General features: G+C 67.7%; 21 protein-coding genes. 5 read left to right on the top strand and 16 right to left on the bottom strand.

Going from position 1 to position 21,180, the window contains the following annotated elements:
- Positions 1-32 precede the first annotated feature (32 nt).
- Together dnaG and AC3WTE_RS20350 are read right to left on the bottom strand one after the other, a co-directional pair.
- Positions 33-1,922: a DNA primase gene (dnaG, locus tag AC3WTE_RS20345; protein ID WP_492440366.1), complete on the bottom strand. Its 1,890-nt coding sequence runs from the start codon at positions 1,920-1,922 to the stop codon at positions 33-35.
- 52 nt (positions 1,923-1,974) lie between these two features.
- Positions 1,975-3,243 (bottom strand): deoxyguanosinetriphosphate triphosphohydrolase, encoded by a 1,269-nt coding sequence (locus AC3WTE_RS20350; RefSeq protein ID WP_492440367.1) that lies wholly within the window; start codon positions 3,241-3,243, stop codon positions 1,975-1,977.
- Positions 3,244-3,306: 63 nt separating this feature from the next.
- Here AC3WTE_RS20350 and AC3WTE_RS20355 point away from each other — a divergent pair, with 63 nt between their 5' ends.
- Positions 3,307-5,253: a TPM domain-containing protein gene (locus AC3WTE_RS20355; RefSeq protein ID WP_492440369.1), complete on the top strand. Its 1,947-nt coding sequence runs from the start codon at positions 3,307-3,309 to the stop codon at positions 5,251-5,253.
- Here the strand turns inward: AC3WTE_RS20355 and AC3WTE_RS20360 are convergent.
- The 5 genes from AC3WTE_RS20360 to AC3WTE_RS20380 form a co-directional block, all read right to left on the bottom strand.
- Positions 5,250-6,089: an SDR family oxidoreductase gene (locus AC3WTE_RS20360; protein WP_492440371.1), complete on the bottom strand. Its 840-nt coding sequence runs from the start codon at positions 6,087-6,089 to the stop codon at positions 5,250-5,252. The genes AC3WTE_RS20355 and AC3WTE_RS20360 overlap by 4 nt on opposite strands.
- 69 nt (positions 6,090-6,158) lie before the next feature.
- Positions 6,159-6,602: a hypothetical protein gene (locus AC3WTE_RS20365; protein ID WP_492440373.1), complete on the bottom strand. Its 444-nt coding sequence runs from the start codon at positions 6,600-6,602 to the stop codon at positions 6,159-6,161.
- Complete coding sequence (locus AC3WTE_RS20370) at positions 6,599-7,819, bottom strand: EspA/EspE family type VII secretion system effector (protein ID WP_492440375.1); 1,221 nt, start codon at positions 7,817-7,819, stop codon at positions 6,599-6,601. The genes AC3WTE_RS20365 and AC3WTE_RS20370 overlap by 4 nt, the downstream gene beginning before the upstream one ends.
- A gap of 178 nt (positions 7,820-7,997) precedes the next feature.
- Complete coding sequence (locus tag AC3WTE_RS20375; protein WP_492440377.1) at positions 7,998-9,383, bottom strand: glycine--tRNA ligase; 1,386 nt, start codon at positions 9,381-9,383, stop codon at positions 7,998-8,000.
- A 56-nt stretch (positions 9,384-9,439) separates the two neighbouring features.
- A complete protein-coding gene (locus tag AC3WTE_RS20380) occupies positions 9,440-10,099 on the bottom strand; it encodes an SIMPL domain-containing protein (RefSeq protein WP_492440379.1) in 660 nt (219 codons plus the stop codon).
- A gap of 99 nt (positions 10,100-10,198) precedes the next feature.
- Here AC3WTE_RS20380 and AC3WTE_RS20385 point away from each other — a divergent pair, with 99 nt between their 5' ends.
- Entirely contained in the window at positions 10,199-10,555 is a 357-nt protein-coding gene (locus AC3WTE_RS20385) for an ArsR/SmtB family transcription factor (protein WP_492440380.1), read from the top strand.
- Entirely contained in the window at positions 10,552-10,959 is a 408-nt protein-coding gene (locus AC3WTE_RS20390; protein ID WP_492440382.1) for a Fur family transcriptional regulator, read from the top strand. Before AC3WTE_RS20385 ends, AC3WTE_RS20390 begins: the two co-directional genes overlap by 4 nt.
- Here AC3WTE_RS20390 and AC3WTE_RS20395 read toward each other — a convergent pair.
- Genes AC3WTE_RS20395 through recO form a run of 4 tightly spaced genes read right to left on the bottom strand, consistent with a single transcriptional unit; the run spans position 10,952 to position 13,470 of the window.
- Positions 10,952-11,353: an NUDIX hydrolase gene (locus AC3WTE_RS20395; protein ID WP_492440384.1), complete on the bottom strand. Its 402-nt coding sequence runs from the start codon at positions 11,351-11,353 to the stop codon at positions 10,952-10,954. The genes AC3WTE_RS20390 and AC3WTE_RS20395 overlap by 8 nt on opposite strands.
- On the bottom strand, positions 11,350-11,763 hold the full coding sequence (locus AC3WTE_RS20400; protein WP_492440386.1) for a hypothetical protein: 414 nt from the start codon (positions 11,761-11,763) through the stop codon (positions 11,350-11,352). The genes AC3WTE_RS20395 and AC3WTE_RS20400 overlap by 4 nt, the downstream gene beginning before the upstream one ends.
- Positions 11,763-12,647 carry a decaprenyl diphosphate synthase gene (locus AC3WTE_RS20405; RefSeq protein WP_492440388.1) on the bottom strand — a complete coding sequence of 295 codons (885 nt, stop codon included), beginning with the start codon at positions 12,645-12,647 and terminating at the stop codon, positions 11,763-11,765. The genes AC3WTE_RS20400 and AC3WTE_RS20405 overlap by 1 nt, the downstream gene beginning before the upstream one ends.
- The gene (recO, locus tag AC3WTE_RS20410) at positions 12,592-13,470 is read right to left on the bottom strand and encodes a DNA repair protein RecO (protein WP_492440390.1); all 879 of its coding nucleotides are present in this window, start codon (positions 13,468-13,470) and stop codon (positions 12,592-12,594) included. The genes AC3WTE_RS20405 and recO overlap by 56 nt, the downstream gene beginning before the upstream one ends.
- An 81-nt stretch (positions 13,471-13,551) precedes the next feature.
- Between recO and AC3WTE_RS20415 the strand changes: the two genes are divergently transcribed.
- On the top strand, positions 13,552-14,988 hold the full coding sequence (locus AC3WTE_RS20415) for an amidase (RefSeq protein WP_492440391.1): 1,437 nt from the start codon (positions 13,552-13,554) through the stop codon (positions 14,986-14,988).
- A gap of 12 nt (positions 14,989-15,000) precedes the next feature.
- On the opposite strand, the gene era is transcribed toward AC3WTE_RS20415, so the two are convergent.
- From era to AC3WTE_RS20440, 5 genes are all read right to left on the bottom strand, one after another.
- Positions 15,001-15,915: a GTPase Era gene (era, locus tag AC3WTE_RS20420; protein ID WP_492440393.1), complete on the bottom strand. Its 915-nt coding sequence runs from the start codon at positions 15,913-15,915 to the stop codon at positions 15,001-15,003.
- The gene (locus AC3WTE_RS20425; protein ID WP_492440394.1) at positions 15,908-17,248 is read right to left on the bottom strand and encodes a hemolysin family protein; all 1,341 of its coding nucleotides are present in this window, start codon (positions 17,246-17,248) and stop codon (positions 15,908-15,910) included. Before AC3WTE_RS20425 ends, era begins: the two co-directional genes overlap by 8 nt.
- The gene (gene ybeY / locus AC3WTE_RS20430) at positions 17,245-17,781 is read right to left on the bottom strand and encodes an rRNA maturation RNase YbeY (protein WP_492440396.1); all 537 of its coding nucleotides are present in this window, start codon (positions 17,779-17,781) and stop codon (positions 17,245-17,247) included. Before ybeY ends, AC3WTE_RS20425 begins: the two co-directional genes overlap by 4 nt.
- Before the next feature lie 4 nt (positions 17,782-17,785).
- Entirely contained in the window at positions 17,786-18,847 is a 1,062-nt protein-coding gene (locus AC3WTE_RS20435) for a PhoH family protein (RefSeq protein WP_459369144.1), read from the bottom strand.
- 150 nt (positions 18,848-18,997) lie between these two features.
- Positions 18,998-19,213, bottom strand: coding sequence for a hypothetical protein (locus AC3WTE_RS20440; RefSeq protein WP_492440398.1), 216 nt, complete (start codon positions 19,211-19,213; stop codon positions 18,998-19,000).
- A gap of 275 nt (positions 19,214-19,488) precedes the next feature.
- Between AC3WTE_RS20440 and AC3WTE_RS20445 the strand changes: the two genes are divergently transcribed.
- Entirely contained in the window at positions 19,489-21,168 is a 1,680-nt protein-coding gene (locus tag AC3WTE_RS20445) for an EspA/EspE family type VII secretion system effector (RefSeq protein WP_492440400.1), read from the top strand.
- Positions 21,169-21,180: the final 12 nt, after the last annotated feature.

Here is a 21,180-nt window from a genome sequence, read left to right on the forward strand (position 1 = left end):
GTGGTTCCGCGTGTTACAGCAGACGGAAAGGCTCAGCTGAGGTCGTCACCGCTGGCCTGCTGCAGCAGGCTGCGCCGGTACTGCTCCATGGCGACGAGGTCACCGAACAGGGCGTGGTACTCGGTGCTCTGCTCCACCGGCGACATCCGCTGCAATTTCGACTTCAATTCCGCGATCTCGCGGCCCACCCAGACCTCTTGCAGCCGGGCCAGCACGCTCGCGATGTACCGCGGCAGCCTGTCCTCTTCCACCTGGAAGGACTCGACCGATAGTTCGGTGAGCAGGCTCGCCGCGGCCGGCCCGGCCTCGCGTACGGCCTCGATCCATTCCGCGCCACCCATCCCCGAGGCCGTGCCACCGGCGGTGGTGATCGCCTGCCGGACTGCCGCGTACCCGGGGTGGGTGAAGCTGTCGACGGGCAGCCCGTCGAATACCGGGCCGGCCATCGCCGGGTGCTGCAGCGCCGACTTGAGTGCCTCCCGCTGCGGCCACAACGTCGGGTCCTTCGGATTCGGCCGTCCCACCGTCGCGGCCGGGGCCGCCGGCGCCGCCGGGCGCCGGCTGTCCCGCTTCGACGTCGCCGGACCCGACTTGGCCGACTCGCGGACCCGTGAAATCACCTGCGCCACATCATCCCAACCGACCCAGCCGGCCAATTGGCGGGCGTATTCGTCACGCAGGGTGGGGTCCTTGATCCGGGCCGCCAACGGCACGCAGCGGCGCAGCGCCGCCACTCGGCCCTCGGCACTGTCCAGGTCGTGCTCTTCGAGAGCGGTGCGAATCACGAACTCGAACAACGGTGTTCGGCGCGCCACCAGATCCCGCAGCGCCCCGTCTCCGGCCGCCAGGCGCAGATCGCACGGGTCCATGCCGTCGGAAGCCACCGCGACGAACGACTGGCCGGTCAAATTCTGTTCGCCCTCAAAGGCTTTCACGGCGGCAGCGCGGCCGGCGGCGTCTCCGTCGAAAACGTAGATCAGCTCGCCGCGAAAGAAGTTGTCGTCCATCATCAGTCGCCGCAGCATCGACAGGTGCTCGTCGCCGAAGGCGGTGCCGCAGGACGCGACCGCGGTGGTCACGCCGGCCAAATGCATGGCCATGACGTCGGTGTAGCCCTCGACGACGACGGCCTGATGCCCCTTGGCGATGTCACGCTTGGCCAGATCGAGGCCGAACAACACGTTCGATTTCTTGTACAGCACCGTTTCCGGTGTATTGACGTACTTGGCTTCCATCTGGTCGTCGTCGAACAGGCGGCGGGCGCCGAACCCGATCACCTCACCCGTCGCACCCCGGATGGGCCAGAGCAGCCGACGGTGGAATCGGTCCATCGGGCCGCGGCGGCCCTCCCGGGACAACCCGGCGGCCTCCAGCTCCTTGAAGGTGAATCCCTTGCGCAGCAAGTGCTTTGTCAGGGTGTCCCAGCCCGACGGCGCGAACCCACAGCCGAAACGCTTGGCCGCGTCGGCGTCGAAGTTTCGGTCGATCAGATACTGCCGGGCCGCGGCGGCCTCCGCCGACTGCAACGCCTCGGCGTAGAACTCCTGCGCGGCGGTGTTGGCGGCGAGCAACCGGCTACGGCTGCCCCTGTCCCGCTGCACGTTGGTGGCGGACGCCCCCTCGTAGCTGACGGTGTAGCCCAGCCGGTCGGCGAGGAGTTCGACGGCTTCGACGAAGGTGACGTGCTCGACCTTCTGCACGAAGGCATAGACGTCGCCGCCCTCACCGCATCCGAAGCAGTGGAACTGGCCGTGGTTGGGCCGCACATGAAACGACGGGGACTTCTCGTCGTGGAACGGGCACAGGCCTTTGAGCGAGTCGGCACCCGCACGCCGCAGCTGCACATGCTCGCCGACGATGTCCTCGATGCGGGTGCGTTCACGAATGGCCGCGATATCGCGATCAGGAATCCGGCCGGCCACGCGCCCAGTGTAGGCGGGCGCTACCCGACCACTACGCGGACGCTATATGGACTCAGTCGAGCGGGCGCGGCGAGCGCGCCTCGTGGACGCGTTCCAACCGCGTCTCGGTGTACGAGGCGATCTGGTCGACGACCACCCGCAGCCGGGCGCCGTCGTCGTCCGCGAGGGCGAACTCGGCGGCGAACTGCGGGTCGAGGCTCGCCGGGGCCTGGCCCCACAGCGCCAGCGCGACCTCGCGGACCATCGTGCGCTGGTCGGCCTGAATCTGCAGATGCTGATGGTCGGACATGATGAACTGCAGCGCCAGCATCTTGAGCACCGCGACCTCGGCGCGGACCAGACTCGGCACCGCGAGATCGGCCTCGAAACGGCGCATGGTCGCGCGCCCCGCCTGCTTCTTGGTCTCGCTGACCGCGGCGTTGGCGAACCGCCCGACCAGCTCACTGGTGAGCCGCTTGAGCGCCACCGACGTCGCGACCGAGCCGTCGTACTTACCGACGCCGGTGACCACCGGCAGCTGCGACAACCGCGCGGCGGCCGCCAGCATGTCGTCGTGCGTGACCGTCGGATGGGACCGCGCACCGAGGCGCGCCAGGGTGTCGGCGGCGTCCGCGTCGGCGAGCACGCGCAGATCGATACGGCCGGAGATGATGCCGTCCTCGACGTCGTGCACCGAGTACGCGACGTCATCGGCCCAGTCCATGACCTGAGCTTCCAGGCACAACCGCTCGTCCGGGGCGCCCTCGCGCACCCAGGCTGCGGCGGCCGCGTCGTCGTCGTAGAAACCGAACTTCACGCGGTCCTCGCGGAACCAGGGGTACTTGATCACGGCGTCGAGCGCCGCCCTGGTGAGGTTGAGCCCGGCCGAGCGTCCTTGACTGTCAAGCGTTTTCGGTTCGAGCCGGGTCAGGATGCGGAAATTCTGGGCATTGCCCTCGAACCCGCCGAACGGTTTGGCGATCTCGTCGAGCGCGCGCTCGCCGTTGTGGCCGTACGGCGGGTGGCCGATGTCATGGGCCAGACCGGCGAGGTCCACCAGGTCGGGGTCACAACCCAGCCCCACGGCCATGTGACGTCCGATCTGGGCCACCTCGAGCGAGTGGGTGAGCCGGGTCCGCGGAGTCTCGCCCTGGCGGGGCCCGACCACCTGGGTCTTGTCGGCCAGCCGGCGGAGCGCGGCACTGTGGAGAACGCGGGCCCGGTCACGCGCGAAATCGGTGCGGTGGCCGGCATCGGTACCGGGCAGCGCGGCGCTCTTCACGCCCTCCCCGACCAGCCGCTCCCGGTCGAAGTCACTGTATCCGTCGCTTGCGATGCCCACGGCCGAAGTCTGCCAGCCCGGCCGCACCTGACTACCACATACCCTGTCACTACATTGGGCGGCATGCGCATCGTGCGGCTGCTCTGGCTGATGATCTCGGTCCTGATGGTGGGGACGCTGGTGGCTCCGGCCGCGTCCGCCGAGCCACCCATGCGGCTGCCGGACTACGTCACCGACAGGGCCGACGCGCTGAACGCGCAGCAACGGAGCGAGGTTTCCGGCGCCGTGCAACAGCTGTACGACAAGCGGGGCACCCGGCTGTGGGTGGTCTACGTCGACAGCTTCTCCGGAGCCGATCCCCGCGGCTGGGCGGAAAACACCTGGCGCCAAAGCTTTCTCGGCGACCACGACGCCATCCTCGCGGTGGCGATCGAGGATCGGGCCTATGCGCTCCTGGTCCCGAAGGCCGCCACGGGCGACGTGGACGTCGACAAATTGCGCCGCGATGCGGTCGAACCGAAGCTGCACGACCGCAATTGGGCCGGCGCGGCCGTCGCTGCGGCCGACGGGCTTCGAGCGCCGACTCCGCCGTTCAACTGGGTCGGGTTGATCGCCGCGCTGGCGGCGATCGGCCTCGCACTGGCCGGATTGATCTGGTGGGTCCGGCGTCGGCGCGGGCAGCGCCGGAAAGCCGACCTGAACGCCGCCCAGCAGGCCGACGCCACCGATGCCAATGCCCTCGCGACGATGTCGCTGGAGACCTTGGAGGACCTGTCCAAGTCGATCCTCGTCGAGGTCGACAATGCAGTGCGCACCAGTGACAACGAGCTGGCGCTTGCGCTCGGCGAGTTCGGCGAGCGCGACACTGCACCCTTCACCACAGCGGTCCAGAACGCGAAAACGGCCATGGCACAAGCGTTCAGCGTGCGTCAGACCCTCGACGACGCGATGCCCGAGACGCCGCAGCAGCGGCGCGACCTGCTGACCCAGGTCGTCGTCGCGGCGGCCCGCGCCGACAAGGAACTGGAGAACCAGCGCACGGCCTTCCATCAGCTGCGTGATCTGGTGATCAACGCCCCGACCCGGTTGGACGCCCTGACCCAGCAGATGGTCGTTCTCACGGCGCGCGTCGAGCCCGCGCAGCAGACCTTGACCGGGTTGCACGGTCGGTTCGCGCCGGCCGCCCTGACGTCGGTGGCCGGCAATGTGGACGACGCCCGGGATCGATTGCGCTTCGCCGACCAGAACATCACCACCGCCCGCGGTCTGGTCAGCAAGCCCGGTGACGGTCAGGCCGCCCTGGTCAATGCGATCCACGCCGCCGAGTCGGCGCTGGGACAGGCGCAGCGGATGCTGGATGCCGTCGACAGCGCCGCGGACGACATCGCGCACGCGACCAGCGCGCTACCCGCCGCGATCACCGATATCCAGCAGGGAATCGCGGCCGCGGACGCGATCCCGCCGGGAGCGCACTCCGCCGAACTGACGGCAGCGCGCACCGCCGCGGTGCAAGCTGTTTCGAACGCGCAGGCGACCGGCGCAACCGACCCGTTGAGCGCCTTCACGCAACTGACCGCCGCCGACTCGCAGCTGGACAAGCTGCTCGCCACCATCGCCGAGGAGACCGCTGCCCTGAACCGGCTGCGACAGTCGTTCGGTCAGGCCCTGCTGGCGGCGCAATCCCGCGTACGCGGCGTCTCGGATTTCATCGACACCCGCCGTGGCAGCGTGGGTTCTGAAGCCCGCACGCGGCTGGCCGAGGCCCAGCGCCGCCTGGATGCCGCGCAGTCGCTTCAGTCCACCGATGTGGCGGCCGCCATCGAGCAGGCCAATGCCGCGGATGCCCTTGCCGCGCAGGCCCAATCGCACGCCGACGCCGACGTCCGCGCCGCGCGCCAGGCCTACGCGCAGACCGGTACGAGTACCGGCGCGGACCTCAGCGGCATCGTCATCGGCGGTCTGCTGTCGGGCATGCTCCGGGGCGGCGGTCACAGCCACGGCGGCGGTTGGAGCTCGACGACTTTCGGCGGCTCCGGTGGCGGTTTCTCCGGCGGTGGCGGCCGGTTCTAGGCCTGGGCGGCCGCGACGCGGGCGCGTTCGCGCATCGAGGCGACGACACCACCGTCGTTGAGGATGTCGGTGCCCGTGAGATATCCGGCCTTGTCACTGGCACAGAACGCGAACAGCGCCGCCATCTCTTCGGCCTTGCCCCAGCGCGGGACCGCGGCGTTCATGACCATCGCGCCGGCGCCGGCGTCCGCCTCCAGCAGGCCCATCTCGGTGTCGACCGAACCCGGGGAGACCGAGACGATGCGCAGTCCTTTGGCGTTGAAGCGCTCGGCCTGCGCACTGCTGTACCACTTGACGAAGTTCTTGCTCACGCCATAGGCCATGCCCGAACGCAATTCCTCGGGCGCGAACGCGCAGGCGGCCGCGATCTCGGCCAGGAATGCGTCGACGTCGGTGAGCGCCAGCGGGAATTTCGCCGTCGGGACGATCTGGTCGGGCAACAGGTGTGCCGCCATGGACGCGACGTTGACGATCGCCGCGCCGTCGCGGGCGACGTCGTAGAACGCCTCGTTGACGTTCACGGTGCCAACCGCGTTGGTGCGCGTCACGTAGTCCGCCGCGCCCATGCTGGGGCTCACGCCGGCGGTGTGGATCACCGAGACGAGGGGACCGAGACCTGTTGCAGTCGAGAACAGTTGGTCCACTGCGGCGCGGTCGGTGACATCGGCGTTGACGGGGGTTGCGGCGATGCCGAGGCCGGCCAGTTCGGCCACCGCCGCGTCGAGGCGGTCCTGCCGTACGTCGGCCAGCACCACCGAGTGGTCCTGCCCGACGATCTTGGCCGTCGCCACACCCATGCCGCCGGCGCCGCCGGTGATCACCGAAACTCGCGTCATGCCCGCACGCTATACCGAAAGCCCAACGGGATCGACGGCGGGTGCTGACAGACCGCTCAGCAATCCGGCTCAGGTGGTGTACAGCGACACGTGGACGTAGATCTCGCCGGGCCCGCGTTGGTCGACGACGACCTCGCGGTTGACCAGCCGGTGGGCCTTGGTGGTGATCTTGTCCTGCAGGAACAGGGGCTTGGGCGCGTCGACCAGAGACGGTCCGGCGAGCACCGTAATGGTTTTCGGAATCTCCGACGGCCGCGGCGCTGCCGGGAACTGGGCCAGAAAGTCGCGCAGCTGGCTGTCGGTCATCCGCATTGCCAGGCGATAGCGGGTGTCCCGGCCCGAATCGGTATCGGTGGCAAGGACTTCGACACCCTTCGGCAACGTCACATCGCCGAATTCCGTGGCCGTTTCAGCAGACACTTTCTGGCTTCCCCTTTTCGCCTCTGTCGAACACGCGGACAACACCCACAGCACCAGGAAGGCGGCGGCCAGCGCGCTCAGGTACCGCATCATCGCGGGACGCCGTCGTACATCGCGACGGACGACGCCCCCGCGATCTCGAATTCACGTGCCATTCCGGCGGTCTGGAGGCCGCCCATGTCCTTGTCGGTAATGGTGATGGGTCCCACGTCGGTCTGCTTCCCTTCGTCCCAGTTGTATTGGTCGGCGACGTTCACCTGAGATTCGACGTGCACTCGCGGCGGTCCGCCGGGCGTCTCCGGCGGATAGACCGTCACGACCCCGCCGACCGACATGTCGACGCCACCGACGGCGTGGTACCAGTCGGGATTCGCCTCGGCATCCATGTAGTAGCCGTCCCAGCCCGTCCGGAACGCCACCGGTTCGCCATACTGCCCCGTCGCCGACGCCTGCGCCGCAATCCGATTCACCTCGTCGTTGACCTTCGCGTCCGCGCGCGCCCGCATCTGTGGAATGTCGTTCATCATGGCGTTGACGTCGAGTTTGTACGGCGTCCCGGTGTTGTCCAGGTAATGGTCGAGCAGGTCGGCCGCATGTGGCCATTTCAGGCCGATCACCGGCAGGCCGGCTTCGATGGCGGCCTTGAAGGCAGCATCATCGGCGCGCGAGTACCACGGCTGCGAACCCCAATCCCCCGCCCCTCCATCATGTTTCGTCCACGGCGGGGCCGGCGGGATGGTGTCGCCGGGCTGCGTGCCGGGCGGCGGGTCTGTCGGTTTGCCGTTCGGATCGTCGGTATCGCGCCCGTCGCGGCCGTCGCGCCCGGTGAGGTTGTCGTAGCCGCTGCCGATCGTCCGGATGCGCGCCGCGATGGCGTCCATATCCGCATTGGACCGATTGATGATCTCGGCGATCTCGGCCGTCCCCTTGGCCACCACGGGCAGCAGCGTACGGTCACCCGCCGCGGTCGGCGGCACGCTGGCGGCGGCATCGACGACCCACTGTTTGACGGCGTCGAGCTCGCGGCGTCCCGCCGTCACCACAGCCGCAGACCGATCGACCTCGGCCCCGAGGCGCCGGTCGAGTTCGGCGAGCCTGCCGATGGTCCCGGCATGCTCGCGATTACGGCCGTCGTACGCCTCGGCCGCGGTGCCCGTCCACTCCCCTCCCGGCGCCGCAGACAGGACCGTGCTGCGCAGTTCGTGGAACTGGGCACTCATATCGAATTCGGAACCGCCAACCGGTGTGCCCGACCCGAACGCCGCCCGCGCGTCGTCCCACGTCGAAAGAAATGCGCCGAGAATCGTCACTGCCGCCCCCTCAAGCGTCCCTTGGCCCTATGGCTCACAAGCCTATTCGAGCCCGCGGCAGGTCCCCGGCGGCAATTTTTCCGCTCCCGAACCAGAGGCGCCTTCCGTTTGAGCTGGAACGCGAAAACCCCCAAATCTAGGGCGATTTGGAGGTTTTCACGACGCTCGACGGAAGAACTCAGCAGCCCTTGAGGCGCACCGCGAGGTAGTCGCCGACGGCGTCGATGGCGACGCGCTCCTGGGTCATGGCGTCACGCTCGCGGATGGTCACGGCGTGGTCCTCGAGCGAGTCGAAGTCGACCGTGATGCAGTACGGCGTGCCGATCTCGTCCTGGCGACGGTAGCGGCGGCCGATGGCGCCGGCGTCGTCGAACTCGACGTTCCAGTTCTTGCGCAGCTCAGCGGCCAGGTCGCGGGCCTTCGGCGACAGGTCGGCGTTGCGCGACAGCGGCAGCACCGCGGCCTTGACCGGCGCCAGGCGCGGATCGAGCCCCAGCACCGTGCGCTTGTCGACGCCACCCTTGGCGTTGGGGGCCTCGTCCTCGCGGTACGAGTCGACCAGGAACGCCATCAGCGAGCGGGTCAGGCCGGCTGCGGGCTCGATGACGTAGGGCACGAACCGGGTGTCGGTGCCCTGGTCGTAGAACGACAGGTCGACGCCCGAGTGCTCACCGTGCGTACTCAAGTCGAAGTTGGTGCGGTTTGCGATGCCCTCGAGCTCACCCCACGGGTTGCCGGCGAAGCCGAACTTGTACTCGATGTCGGTGGTGCCGGCGCTGTAGTGCGACAGCTTCTCCAGCGGGTGCTCGTACAGCCGCAGGTTCTCCGGGTTGATGCCGAGGTCGACGTACCACTGGAAGCGGTTCTCGATCCAATACTTGTGCCACTCCGGAGCCGTCGACGGCTCGACGAAGAACTCCATCTCCATCTGCTCGAACTCCCGGGTGCGGAAGATGAAGTTGCCCGGCGTGATCTCGTTGCGGAAGCTCTTGCCGATCTGGCCGATGCCGAACGGCGGCTTCTTGCGCGCGGTGGTCACCACGTTCGCGAAGTTCACGAAGATGCCCTGCGCGGTCTCCGGACGCAGGTAGTGCATGCCTTCCTCGGACTCGATCGGGCCGAGGTAGGTCTTGAGCATCATGTTGAAGTCACGCGGCTCGGTCCACTGGCCCTTGGTGCCACAGTCCGGGCAGACGATCTCGTCCATCGGCACGGCGTCGGGATCATCCAGCCCCTTCTTGAGGGCGTAGGCCTCCTGCATGTGGTCCTGACGGTGCCGCTTGTGACAGTTCAGGCACTCGACCAGCGGGTCGTTGAACACCGCGACATGGCCAGAGGCCACCCACACCTGGCGCGGCAGGATGATCGCGCTGTCCAGGCCGACGACGTCGTCGCGGGAGGTGACGACGGACTTCCACCACTGGCGCTTGATGTTCTCCTTGAGCTCGACGCCCAGTGGCCCGTAGTCCCATGCCGACTTGGTACCGCCGTAGATTTCTCCCGACTGGAAGACGAGGCCCCGGCGTTTGGCCAGGTTGGCAACGGTGTCGATGATGGACGCCACGATGTTCGAGCACTCCTCGAGTCAGGTTGGATGCAACCCGTCCAGACTAGTGGGGGCTATTCGGCCACGAATTTCGCATCCACCGCGGCACCGATCGTGATGTCGTCCGGGCTCAGGTCCAGGGTGGGCCCGCCGCCCGCCATCCCGGCCGGGGCCGCCATGGCCATGGCGCGTGGGGTGCCGTATTCGGCTTGCGCCTGCAGCATGCCCGGGTCGGCCAGTTGCACCGCCGTCACCTCACCACGCCCCGCGGCGTTGGCGAGGACCCTGGCTTTGATTGCGGCATTGCGCACGGCTTCCTGCCGCAATTCGGCTTCATACGCCTCCCGGTTCTGTTCGGTGACGTCCCAGTCGATCGTGCCGATCTGCACCCCGTCCTCGACCGCCCACCGGTCCAGGAACATTGACAGCTGTTCGAAATCCCCGAATTCCGCTTCCACCCTGATGTCGACCCGGAACCTCAGCTGGGCCCTGCCGTTCTTCGCGTACGGCCGATAGCTGAACACCCGAACCTGGTCGCTGGTCCATTTGTTCACCGCGCCCCCGTCGTGCAGTTCCCGTAGATCGGTGATCAACCGATCCTGCAGCGCGACGGCGCGCCGGTAGACGTCGGTTCGCTCCGCATCGTCCAGGCTGGCCGCCACGGCGACGGTCGCCCTTTCAGCGGCGTACTTGCGGCGGGCATGCCCGCGGACCACGACTTCCAGTGCTGTCATGCCACGACCGTATCCGCGGGCGACGACGAATCCTTTGACATGCGCATACCTGGATGGAAAGCTAAATGAAAACTATTTCCAATAGCTGGGAGTACCGGGTTGCCACCCACCACCACGCATGACGAGCTCGACCACCAACACAGCGGTGCGCCGTTCCGGTCGTCCCCACCACGGGAGACGCTCGACGCCGCTGGCGACCTGCTGCGCGCCCTGGCCGCCCCCATCCGCATTGCGATCGTGCTGCAACTGCAGGAGTCGAAGCGCTGCGTGCACGAACTCGTCGACGCCCTGAACGTGCCCCAACCGCTGGTCAGCCAGCACTTGCGCATCCTCAAGTCCGCCGGGGTCGTCGCCGGCGAACGCGTCGGCCGCGAGGTGATGTACCGCCTGGTCGACCATCACCTCGCGCACATCGTCGTCGACGCCATTGCCCACGCCGAGGAGGAACGGTCGTGAGCGCCCCCACCCGCTCGACCAAACAGCGCACCGCGATCGCCGCGCTGCTGACCAATGTCGAAGAGTTCCGGTCGGCGCAGGAGCTGCACGACGAACTGCGCCGGCGCGGCGAAGGCATCGGCCTGACGACCGTGTACCGCACCCTGCAGTCGATGGCCGCGGCCGGCCAGGTCGACAGCCTGCGCAACGACAACGGCGAAGCGCTCTACCGGCGCTGCTCGCAAGCCCACCATCACCATCACCTGGTGTGCCGGCAATGTGGTGCGACGGTCGAGGTGGCCGGCACCGAGGTCGAGTCCTGGGCTACCGATACCGCTGCGGCCCATGGCTTTTCGGACGTCAGCCACACCATCGAGATTTTCGGGGTGTGCGCGGCCTGCACCGTATCCGCGCCGGTCAGCTGATCCGGGCGAACTCCAGCACAGTGTCGCGGGTCAGCGGCGCCAACTCGATGTCGCCGGGGTCGTGCGGATCGATCCAGGCCATCTCCTCGATCTCGGCGGCAATCTCCGGCACGCCGTCGAGATTCACGAAGAACAGATCGGCCTCAACCGTGTGCCCGGGCTCGTTGGCCGCAATCGCGGTGTGGTGCCCCAGCTCCCGCACGTCGGTGATCCCGACCCCGAGTTCCTCCCGGACCTCGCGCGCCAGCGCGGCGGCCGGCGACTCCCCTGCTTCGAGCTTGCCGCCGGGCTGCATGAAGGCCGTCGTCCCGCGCTTGCGGACCACCAGCAGCCGCCCGTGCTCGTCGACCACCACCGCGGCGACGATCCGGATGACAGTCACTTCGGGCTTCACCGGGTCAGGTCGGCCCGCACGTCGACGCCGGTGGACAGCACCAGCATGACCAGTGTGGACAGTGCGTCGTCGCTGAGGCCGGCGGCCGGGAAGTTGTAGCGCAGCATCACGTCGCCGACCTTCTTGGCGCCATTGCCCCGGGGATCACCGGCCCGCTCCACCAGCACCACCGAGCCGAGCATGGTGCGCCCCGCATGATCAGCCACCCGGTCACGGACGTCGTTGTCCAGCTTGATGTCCCATGCCAGCGGTTGGGTCAGCGAGACCAGCTCCAGCCCCTCGCCGATGGTCACCACCCGCAGCGAGGCCACCGTCCCGTCGTGCGCGACGGTCAGGGCGCCGTCGCTTTCTTCGACGATGGTGACCGACTCGGCGAGCACAGATGCCAACCGCTGCAGCAGGTTCGACATCAGGCCCTGCCGAACCGACGATTGCGGTTGACGTACTCCTCGCACGCGGCCCAGAGGTCGCGGCGGTCGTAGTCCGGCCACAGCTTGTCCTGGAAGACGTATTCCGCGTACGCCGCCTGCCACAGCATGAAGTTGCTGGCGCGCTGCTCACCCGAGGTCCGGATGAACAGGTCGACGTCAGGGATGTCGGGGCGGTGCAGGTGCTTGGCGAACGACGCCTCGGAGATGCGGCTCGGGTTGATCTTGCCCGCGGCGGCCTGCTCGGCGAGTTCGCGTGCAGCTTCGACGATCTCGGTGCGCCCACCGTAGTTCACGCAGTAGTTGACGGTGATGACGTCGTTGCCGACCGTCATCTGCTCGGCGATGTCGAACTCCTTGATGACGCTGCTCCACATGCGCGGCCGGGACCCGACCCAGCGCATGTTGACGCCCATCGCGTTGAGGTTCTCCCGGCGCCGGCGCACCACCTCGCGGTTGAAGCCCATGAGGAACCGCACCTCTTCGGTACTGCGCTTCCAGTTCTCGGTGGAGAACGCATACACCGAGAGGTGTTTGATGCCCAGTTCGATGGCTCCGCAGGTGACGTCGATCAGCACCGCCTCGCCCATCTTGTGGCCCTCGGTCCGCCCGAGCCCGCGCTGCGTGGCCCAGCGGCCGTTGCCGTCCATGACGATGGCGACGTGGTTGGGTACCTGGGCGGCGGGGATCTGCGGGGCCACGGCCTTGGACGGGTGCTGCGGCGGGCGCGCGAAGCGGCCGTTGGACTTCGGCGGGAGCGCCGGAAAGACCACCGGCCAGGTCGAAACGTCCGGGAAAACCGGATAGTCGTCAGGCGCCTGCGGCAGCTGCGGATAGCTGGTCTTGCGCGCCCGGTTGAGTGCCATGGGCCATATCCTGCCTGAACGTGGTGATGCGCTGTTCAATGAGTGCGGTATCGGGTCTAACAGGGGCTGTCTGCTCTTCGCGCAAGCGCTCATCGCGGCGCTCCACGAGAGGCAATGTGCGCAGCTTGCGCTCCAGATGCCATTGCAGGTGCGCGGCCACCAGACCGCTGGCCTGGCTGCGATGCCCCGTCGGCGAGCCCTGCGCAAACTCCCAGTCGCCGTCGTGCAGCGCGGCCATCAGATCCAGCACACCCTGTGGCGGAGTGACCGATCCGGACGGCCGGCAGTGCACACACACGCTGCCGCCGGCCGCGATGTGGAACGCACGGTGCGGACCGGGTGCGGCGCAGCGGGCGCATTCGGTGATGGCCGGCGCCCACCCGGCGATCCCCATGGCCCGCAGCAGATAGGCGTCGAGCACAAGCTCACGGGGCCGGCTGCCGTCCGCGACGGCCCGTAGCGCGCCGACGGTGAGCCGCTGCAGCGTCGGCATCGGGTTGCGTTCCTCACCGGCCAGCCGTTCGGCGGTCTCCAGAATGGCGCAGCCACAGGTGTAGCGGCCGTAGTCGTTGACGATGTCGGTGGCGAACGCGTCGAGCGACACCACTTGGGTGACGATGTCGAGGTTGCGGCCGGGGTGCAGCTGCACATCGATATGGGCGAACGGCTCCAGCCGCGAGCCGAACTTGCTGCGGGTCCGTCGCACGCCCTTGGCCACCGCGCGGACCAGCCCGTGGTCGCGGGTGAGCAGCGTCACGATCCGGTCGGCCTCGCCGAGCTTGTGCTGGCGCAGCACGACCGCTCGATCCCGGTACAACCGCATCGGGCGATTGTCCCATCACAGACCGACAACTTCCGTTAGGCAGCGCCGGGACGACCGGTCAATCTATTCTCTTAAATCGTCATGGCCAGCCTTCCAAAACCATCCGCTCCGCCCCGATTCCCCACTCTGATCCAGCAGTTGTACCGGCTCGCGAGCGGCACGGTGACGTCACAGCAGATCGTGCAGCAGTCGCTGGACGCCATCGCGGCCAGTCAACTCGAGCTCAACGCGTTCCGGGTGGTCTTCACCGAGCAGGCACTCGCAGACGCCGCCGAAGCCGACCGCAAACGTGCTGCCGGACAACATCTTCCGCTGCTCGGCGTACCCATCGCGATCAAGGATGACGTCGACGTCGCGGGCGTGCCCACCCGGTTCGGCACCGACGGCGACGTGCCCCCGGCCACCGCGGACGCCGAGGTGGTGCGACGACTGAAGGCGGCCGGCGCGGTGATCGTCGGCAAGACCAACACCTGCGAGCTCGGCCAATGGCCGTTCACCAGCGGCCCTGGTTTCGGGCACACCCGCAACCCCTGGTCACGTGAGCACACCCCCGGCGGATCGTCGGGCGGCAGCGCCGCGGCTGTCGCGGCCGGACTGGTCACAGCCGCAATCGGATCCGACGGCGCGGGCAGCGTCCGCATCCCCGCCGCGTGGACCCACCTGGTCGGCATCAAACCGCAGCGCGGACGGATCTCCACCTGGCCGTTGCCGGAGGCCTTCAACGGCATCACGGTCAACGGGGTGCTGGCTCGCACGGTGGCCGACGCCGCACTGTTGCTCGACGCGGCGTCCGGCAACGCCGACGGCGATCTCCACAGGCCGCCGCCCATCGCGGCGGCCGAGGCCGTCGGGCGGGCACCGGGCCCCCTGCGCGTCGCCTTGTCGACCAAATTTCCGTTCACGCTGTTCCCGGCCCGGTTACATCCGGAGATCCGGGCGGCATTGAACACCGTTGCGGGACAACTGCAAGAGCTCGGACACACGGTCCGCCCGGACGACCCGGAATACGGGCTGCAACTGTCCCTGGACTTCCTGGCCCGCTCGACGTCAGGACTGGCCGAATGGCGCGACCGCGTCGGCCCCGACGTGGCACTGGACCGTCGTACCCGCAGCAACATCCGGACCGGGCGGCTGCTGTCGGAGCACGCCCTCCGGCAGGCACGACAGCGGGAAAAGGCCCTTCAACGCCGGATCGGCTGGATCTTCAACCTGTACGACGTGGTGCTGGCGCCGACCACCGCGCAGCCGCCTCCGCTGATCGACGCCTTCGACCGGCTGGGCAGCACCGCCACCGACCGCGCGATCATCGCGGCCTGCCCGGTGTGCTGGCCCTGGAACGCGCTCGGCTGGCCGTCCATCAACATCCCGGCCGGCTTCACCGCCGACGGGCTGCCCATCGGCCTGCAGTTGATGGGCCCGGAGGGCAGCGAGCCGCTGCTGATCTCGCTGGCCGCCAGCCTGGAAGCGATCAGCGGCTGGGCCACCGAGCAGCCCGACAACTGGTGGTCCCCGCGCTAACCGAGGTGACTGCTAAAAGCCGAGCTTGCCAAGCTGTTTCGGGTCGCGTTGCCAGTTCTTGGCGATCTTCACGCGCAGGTTCAGATAGACCTTGGTGCCGAGCAGCTTCTCGATCTGGGTGCGCGCCGCGGTGCCGACCTCGCGCAGCCGCGAGCCGCCCTTGCCGATCACGATGCCCTTCTGGCTGTCGCGTTCGACGTAAATGATGGCGTGCACGTCGACCATCTCGCCCTGCTCCGGGGTGCGGCCTTCGCGCTCGGTGAACTCCTCGATGACCACCGCCAGCGAGTGCGGCAGCTCGTCGCGGACGCCTTCGAGTGCGGCTTCCCGGATGAGCTCGGCGACGAGCACTTCTTCGGGTTCGTCGGTGAGTTCACCGTCCGGGTAGAACGCCGGCCCCGGCGGCAGCTGCGCGGCCAACACGTCGATCAGCACGTCGACCTGCTCACCGGCGACCGCAGACACCGGCACGATCTCGACGCTGCCCTCGGTCAGTTCACTGACCGCGAGCAGCTGTGCCGCCACGCGATCACGCGGCACCTTGTCGGTCTTGGTGACGACCACCAGCAGCTTGGTTCGCGGTGCGACAGTGCGGATCTGCTGATAAATCCACCGGTCGCCCGGGCCGATGGCCTCGTCCGCCGGGATGCACAGGCAGATGATGTCGACCTCGGAATAGGTGTCCTTGACCAGCTCGTTGAGCCGCTGCCCGAGCAACGTGCGCGGCCGGTGTAGACCCGGCGTGTCCACCAGGATGATCTGGAAATTCTCGCGGTGCACGATGCCGCGGATGGTGTGCCGGGTGGTCTGCGGCCGGTTGGAGGTGATCGCAACCTTGGTGCCGACGAGCGCATTGGTCAGCGTCGACTTGCCGGTGTTCGGCCGGCCGACCAAACAGACGAAACCTGAACGGAATTCGTCACTCATCGGGTTCTCCTTCTTCAACATCATCAGTGCGCTCCGGCTCGACGGGTGTCACCAGCACGGTGCCGATCCGGACCCGGCCGCGATGGTCCCGGCCGCCCTCGGCCCGCAATTGCAGGGTTGCCGGGTGCTGCGATCGATGCGACGGGAACGACACGCGCACCTCGGCTCCTGGCAGTGGCACACGTCCCAGCTCGTGCGCCAGAAGCCCACCGACGGTATCCACGTCCAGATCGTCGCCGACCTCGAAGCCGCACAGTTCGGCGAGGTCCTGCAGCGGCAACCGGGACGACACGCGAAAGTGATTGTCGCCCAGTTCCTCTACGGGCAACACCTCATCGGTGTCGTACTCGTCGGCGATCTCGCCGACGATCTCCTCCAACACGTCCTCGATGGTCACCAGGCCCGCGATCGCGCCGTACTCGTCGACCAGCAACGCCATGTGGTTATGGGTGCGCTGCATCTCGCTGAGCAGATCGTCGAGCGGCTTGGAGTCCGGCACGAAGACCGCGGGCCGCATCACCTCGACCGCCTTGGTCCCGCGGCCGCCGTTGGTCGAGTTATACGTCCGCTCCACCAGGTCTTTGAGATAGACGACGCCGACGACGTCGTCCACGTTCTCCCCGATCACCGGGAGGCGGGAGTGCCCACTGCGGACCGCCAGTGACGTCGCCTGGCCGGCCGACTTGTCGCTCTCGATCCACACCATCTCGGTTCGGGGCACCATCACCTCACGCGCCGGGGTGTCACCAAGTTCGAAGACGGACTTGATCATTCGGCGTTCCTCGGCGGCCACGACGCCACGCTGCTGCGCGAGATCGACGACCTCGAGCAGCTCGATTTCCGAGGCGAACGGTCCGTTGCGGAAGCCACGGCCGGGCGTCAGGGCGTTACCGATGAGCACCAGTAGCCGGCTGATCGGCGTCAGCAACACCGAGATTACCTGCAGCGGAAGCGCCGACAGCAGCGAGATCGAATAAGCGTTCTGCCGTCCGATGGTGCGCGGGCCGACACCGATGGCCACGAAGCTGACGACCACCATGATGGCCGCGGCGGATACCAGTGCCCAACCTCGCGTCATCAAATCGTCGAGGTAGTCGACCAGTAGGACGGTCGCCGATGCCTCACAGATAACACGAAGCAGCACAACGAGGTTGACGTACTGCGGCCGGTTCCGGATGATCTTCGCGAGCCGCACCGCGCCGGGCCGCTCATCACGGATCAGCTCGTCGACGCGGGCGATGGAGACCGTGTTGATGGCAGCATCGATGGCCGCGAACAGCGCGCCGACCACGACGAGCACTATGGCGCCGAGCAACGGCGTCAACCCGGTCACGGCTCGTCGAAGTACCGCGACTTGTCGAGCAGCCGGCGGTCTTTCTCGGTCTGCCGATCCTTGTGGTAGGCCTGCACCTGGTCGGCAACCCATTCTTCGAGCAGCTGACGCTGCAGTTCGAACATCTCTTTTTCTTCATCAGGCTCGGCGTGGTCATAGCCCAGCAGGTGCAGCACGCCGTGCACCGTGAGCAGCGCCAGCTCGTGGCCCAGCGAATGTCCCGCGGCCTCAGCCTGATTCGCGGCGAACTCGGGACACAACACGATGTCGCCGAGCATCGAGGGCCCGGGCTCGGGTGCGTCCGGACGACCCCCGGGCTCGAGCTCGTCCATCGGGAAGCTCATCACGTCGGTGGGGCCGGGCAGGTCCATCCAGCGCATGTGCAGATCGGCCATCGCCGACTGGTCCACCAGGACCATCGAGAGTTCAGCGGCGGGGTTCACGTCCATCTTGGAGATCACGAACCGCGCGACGCTGATCAGCTCGTCTTCGGAAACGTCGATCCCCGACTCGTTGGAAACCTCGACCGTCACTCCGTCACCGCCTCGTCCGGCCGGTGGCTCGGCGGTGTGAACGGTTGGCCAGACCGTGCTCGCTCACTTTGGCTTCCGCTGCTTCGTACGCGTCGACGATCTCCGACACCAGCTTGTGGCGCACCACATCTGCACTCGTGAGTTCGGCGATGTGGATGTCCTCGATGCCGTCGAGCACCTCGACGGCCGACCGCAGACCCGACTTCGATCCGCCCGGCAGATCGACCTGTGTGACGTCGCCGGTGACGACGATCTTCGAACCAAAACCCAAGCGGGTCAGGAACATCTTCATCTGCTCGGCGGTGGTGTTCTGCGCCTCGTCGAGGATGATGAAGGCGTCGTTCAACGTCCTTCCCCTCATGTATGCCAGCGGTGCGACCTCGATAACCCCAGCGGCCATCAGCTTCGGGATCATCTCCGCATCCATCATGTCGTGCAGCGCGTCGTACAGCGGGCGCAGATACGGGTCGATCTTCTCGTTCAGGGTGCCGGGCAGGAAGCCGAGGCGCTCCCCCGCTTCGACGGCGGGACGGGTCAGGATGATCCGGCTGACCTGCTTGGTCTGTAATGCGCTGACGGCCTTTGCCATTGCCAGGTAGGTCTTGCCGGTGCCGGCGGGGCCGATGCCGAAGACAATGGTGTGGGCGTCGATCGCGTCGACATAGCGCTTCTGATTGAGCGTCTTGGGCCGGATCGTCTTGCCGCGCCGCGACAGGATGTCCAGCGTCAGCACCTGCGCCGGCGACTCGCTCTCGGCGCCGTCGAGCATGCCGACGCTGCGGCGGACGACATCCGGGGTCAGCGACTGGCCACCGGCGGCGATCGCGATGAGCTCACTGACGACGCGCTCGGCCAGCGCCACATCGGCGGGCCGGCCGGCTATCGACAGCGAATTGCCGCGAACGTGAATGTCGGCCGCCAGCAGATTCTCCAACGCCCGCAGATTCTCGTCAGCGGAGCCGAGCAGGCCCATCACAAGGTCAGGCGGAACAGTGATGCTGCTTCGAACCGACGGGTCGAGCTCCGAGGAGCGCGACGCGGCGGCGTTCGTATCGCGGGGCGTCACGTGGTTTTCGATGCCTGCTTTCTTGGGTCGGGCTGAAAGCACATTCTACCGCCGAGCCGATGCCACGCCCAACGAGTTGGCTGGTCACGCAGGCCGCGGGCGGTACCGATGTCCGGTACCGCCCGCGGGTTACGTAGTAGTTGTCGCCGATTACCGACTCTGGTGGACGTTGGTGTCGACCTTGGGCGACTTGGCACCCTGGTGGACGTCGTCCAGCCAGTTCAGGTGATCTACCCCCGTAGGCGCCATCGTTGCCTGCACTCCTGTCGGTGCCTGGCCGATGGCGGCAACGGCGGGAACGGCGAACCCCATGGCACCGGCGGCCAATCCACCGGCGATAACTGCTGCAATTCCGAAAATCTTCATGGTGAGTTCCCCTTCACGTCTTCTGTCCGTCTTTGTCCCATTGCGGCCCGAGCCGCTGTGACATTGATGTAAACAGGCAGGTCAAGAGATTAATTCCGCTGGCAGGAAATTGATGTTTACTGGCAGGAATTGCTGTGTCCCGGGCCACACGAACCGCTCGAACGGCCCCGTCGTGGGCTTCCGAATTAGCGCAATGGAGGGACTCTGCGCGCTGTTAGGCTCGAATTCGCCGGCGAGGGTCCGCCGGGACGGTGAGGAATCGGGGAGGGTTCTGCATGTCTGGTCATCCGCGACTTCCAGGGCGCCCGCATACACCGCATACGCCGAACCCGCCACATGCGCCGAACCCTTCGCACCCCCGCAACAGTCACCCCAACCCTGGGCACCACCGTGACGACGAGCCCACCCAGCACATCCCCCGCCCGCACCGCGGCGACGAACCCGGGAACAGCCCCCATCACGGCGGCGACCATCACGGCGGCGGCCCGTTGGGCAAGCTCGGGGAGGTGCTCGACAAGGCCAACGACGTCCTCGACAAGGTCGACAACGCCCTCGACACGGCGCAGGACATCGCCGACAACATCAAGAAGATGATGTCGGGCGACCCCATCGGCGGCCTCGTCGGACTGGCCAACGACGCGGGCCAACTCGCTCAGATGTTGATGCCGGAGGCCGCGGCGACCCCCATCATCGAGGGCGGGATGTACGGGCTGACGCTCGTGTCGCTCGGCTTCGGCATGGGTGATCCCGATACCGGGGAATCGTTCTCGCAGGGCGCCGAGCTTTTTCAGGCCGCCGGCGACGGACTCAGCAACGCCTATCCGAACGAATGGCACGGCAGCGCCGCCTCGTCGTACTCCAGCAGGAACGCCGAGCAGATCGGCAGCGCCGAACAATTGCTGGAGGCTGACAATCTGGTCGTGCAGATCCTGGGCGCCGAAGCGCAGCAGGTGGCCGCCGGACGCGATCAGATGGACAACATCGCCACCGGGCTCGGCGCGATGATCCCCGTCTGCCTGGCATTGGAAGCATCGGTCATCGGCTCTCCGGAATCGCTTGCACTACAGGCCGCTTCGGTCGCCGTTGCCGCCGCGGCCGCCGGCGTGACGATGAGCAACATGATGGCGCAGTCATCAAGCAACGCAGCCCAATTGAGCCAGGCGACGAGCATGTACCAGAGCGCTTCGCACGCCGCGCCGCTGAGCACCATGCCGCCGCCACCCGCTTCGGGCGGCGCTGGGACCGACAGCACCGGTAATCCGCCCGGCACTGGCACCCCCACGGGCAACCCGCCGGGCACCGGCAACCCCAACGGCAACCCGCCGGGACCGGGCAACCCGGTCGGAACCGGTGGCGGCCCGAGCGGAGGCTCCGGTGGCGGTTCGGGCGGCGGCTCCGGCGGCGGTTCGGGTGGCGGTTCGGGCGCTGGCGCCGGCGGCGGCACGCCGGGCATGCCGTCGATGCCGCAGGTGCCTGCCGCCTCGAGCATGCCCACCGGCGCCGGCACAGGCGCAGGCGCGGGCGGCGGCATGCCGTCGCTGCCGCAGATGGGCGGTGGCTCCGGCAGCGGGGGCGGCGGCGGACTCCTCGGCAGCCTCGCCGGCATCGCGGGTCAGGCGGCGCAAGCTGCGACGCAGGCGGCCCAGGCTGCGCAGCAGGGCAAGCAGGACCCTAATGCTCAGGATCCGAACGCACCCGGCACGGACAAGGACGGCGACGGCAAGCCCGACGACGCAACCACCGATCCCAATGCCCAACCGCCGGACCAGAATCCGCCGGGCGCCGCCCCCGGCGCGGAGTCACCCGCGGGGCGTGCACCCATCCAGGTGTCGTTCGACGACGGGGCCCATCACGTCGAGGTGGCAGTCGATCCCGACAGCGCCAAAGGCCCTGTCCACGTGAGCCTCGATCCGTCGAATCCCACTGCGCCACCGCGCATCACAACCGAAACCTAGGCTTTCTGAAAG

It is taken from the genome of Mycobacterium sp. FW102-FHT13B02 (assembly GCF_058790275.1).

Coding starts and splice junctions, on each gene's coding strand:
- AC3WTE_RS20360 (WP_492440371.1), bottom strand. CDS start 6,089: ATGACGCGAGTTTCGGTGATCACCGGCGGCGCCGGCGGCATGGGTGTG.
- AC3WTE_RS20380 (WP_492440379.1), bottom strand. CDS start 10,099: ATGACAGCACTGGAAGTCGTGGTCCGCGGGCATGCCCGCCGCAAGTAC.
- AC3WTE_RS20415 (WP_492440391.1), top strand. CDS start 13,552: ATGGCCAGCCTTCCAAAACCATCCGCTCCGCCCCGATTCCCCACTCTG.
- AC3WTE_RS20400 (WP_492440386.1), bottom strand. CDS start 11,763: ATGTCGAACCTGCTGCAGCGGTTGGCATCTGTGCTCGCCGAGTCGGTC.
- AC3WTE_RS20445 (WP_492440400.1), top strand. CDS start 19,489: ATGTCTGGTCATCCGCGACTTCCAGGGCGCCCGCATACACCGCATACG.
- AC3WTE_RS20355 (WP_492440369.1), top strand. CDS start 3,307: ATGCGCATCGTGCGGCTGCTCTGGCTGATGATCTCGGTCCTGATGGTG.
- recO (WP_492440390.1), bottom strand. CDS start 13,470: ATGCGGTTGTACCGGGATCGAGCGGTCGTGCTGCGCCAGCACAAGCTC.
- AC3WTE_RS20440 (WP_492440398.1), bottom strand. CDS start 19,213: ATGAAGATTTTCGGAATTGCAGCAGTTATCGCCGGTGGATTGGCCGCC.
- AC3WTE_RS20405 (WP_492440388.1), bottom strand. CDS start 12,647: ATGGCACTCAACCGGGCGCGCAAGACCAGCTATCCGCAGCTGCCGCAG.
- AC3WTE_RS20365 (WP_492440373.1), bottom strand. CDS start 6,602: ATGATGCGGTACCTGAGCGCGCTGGCCGCCGCCTTCCTGGTGCTGTGG.
- era (WP_492440393.1), bottom strand. CDS start 15,915: ATGAGTGACGAATTCCGTTCAGGTTTCGTCTGTTTGGTCGGCCGGCCG.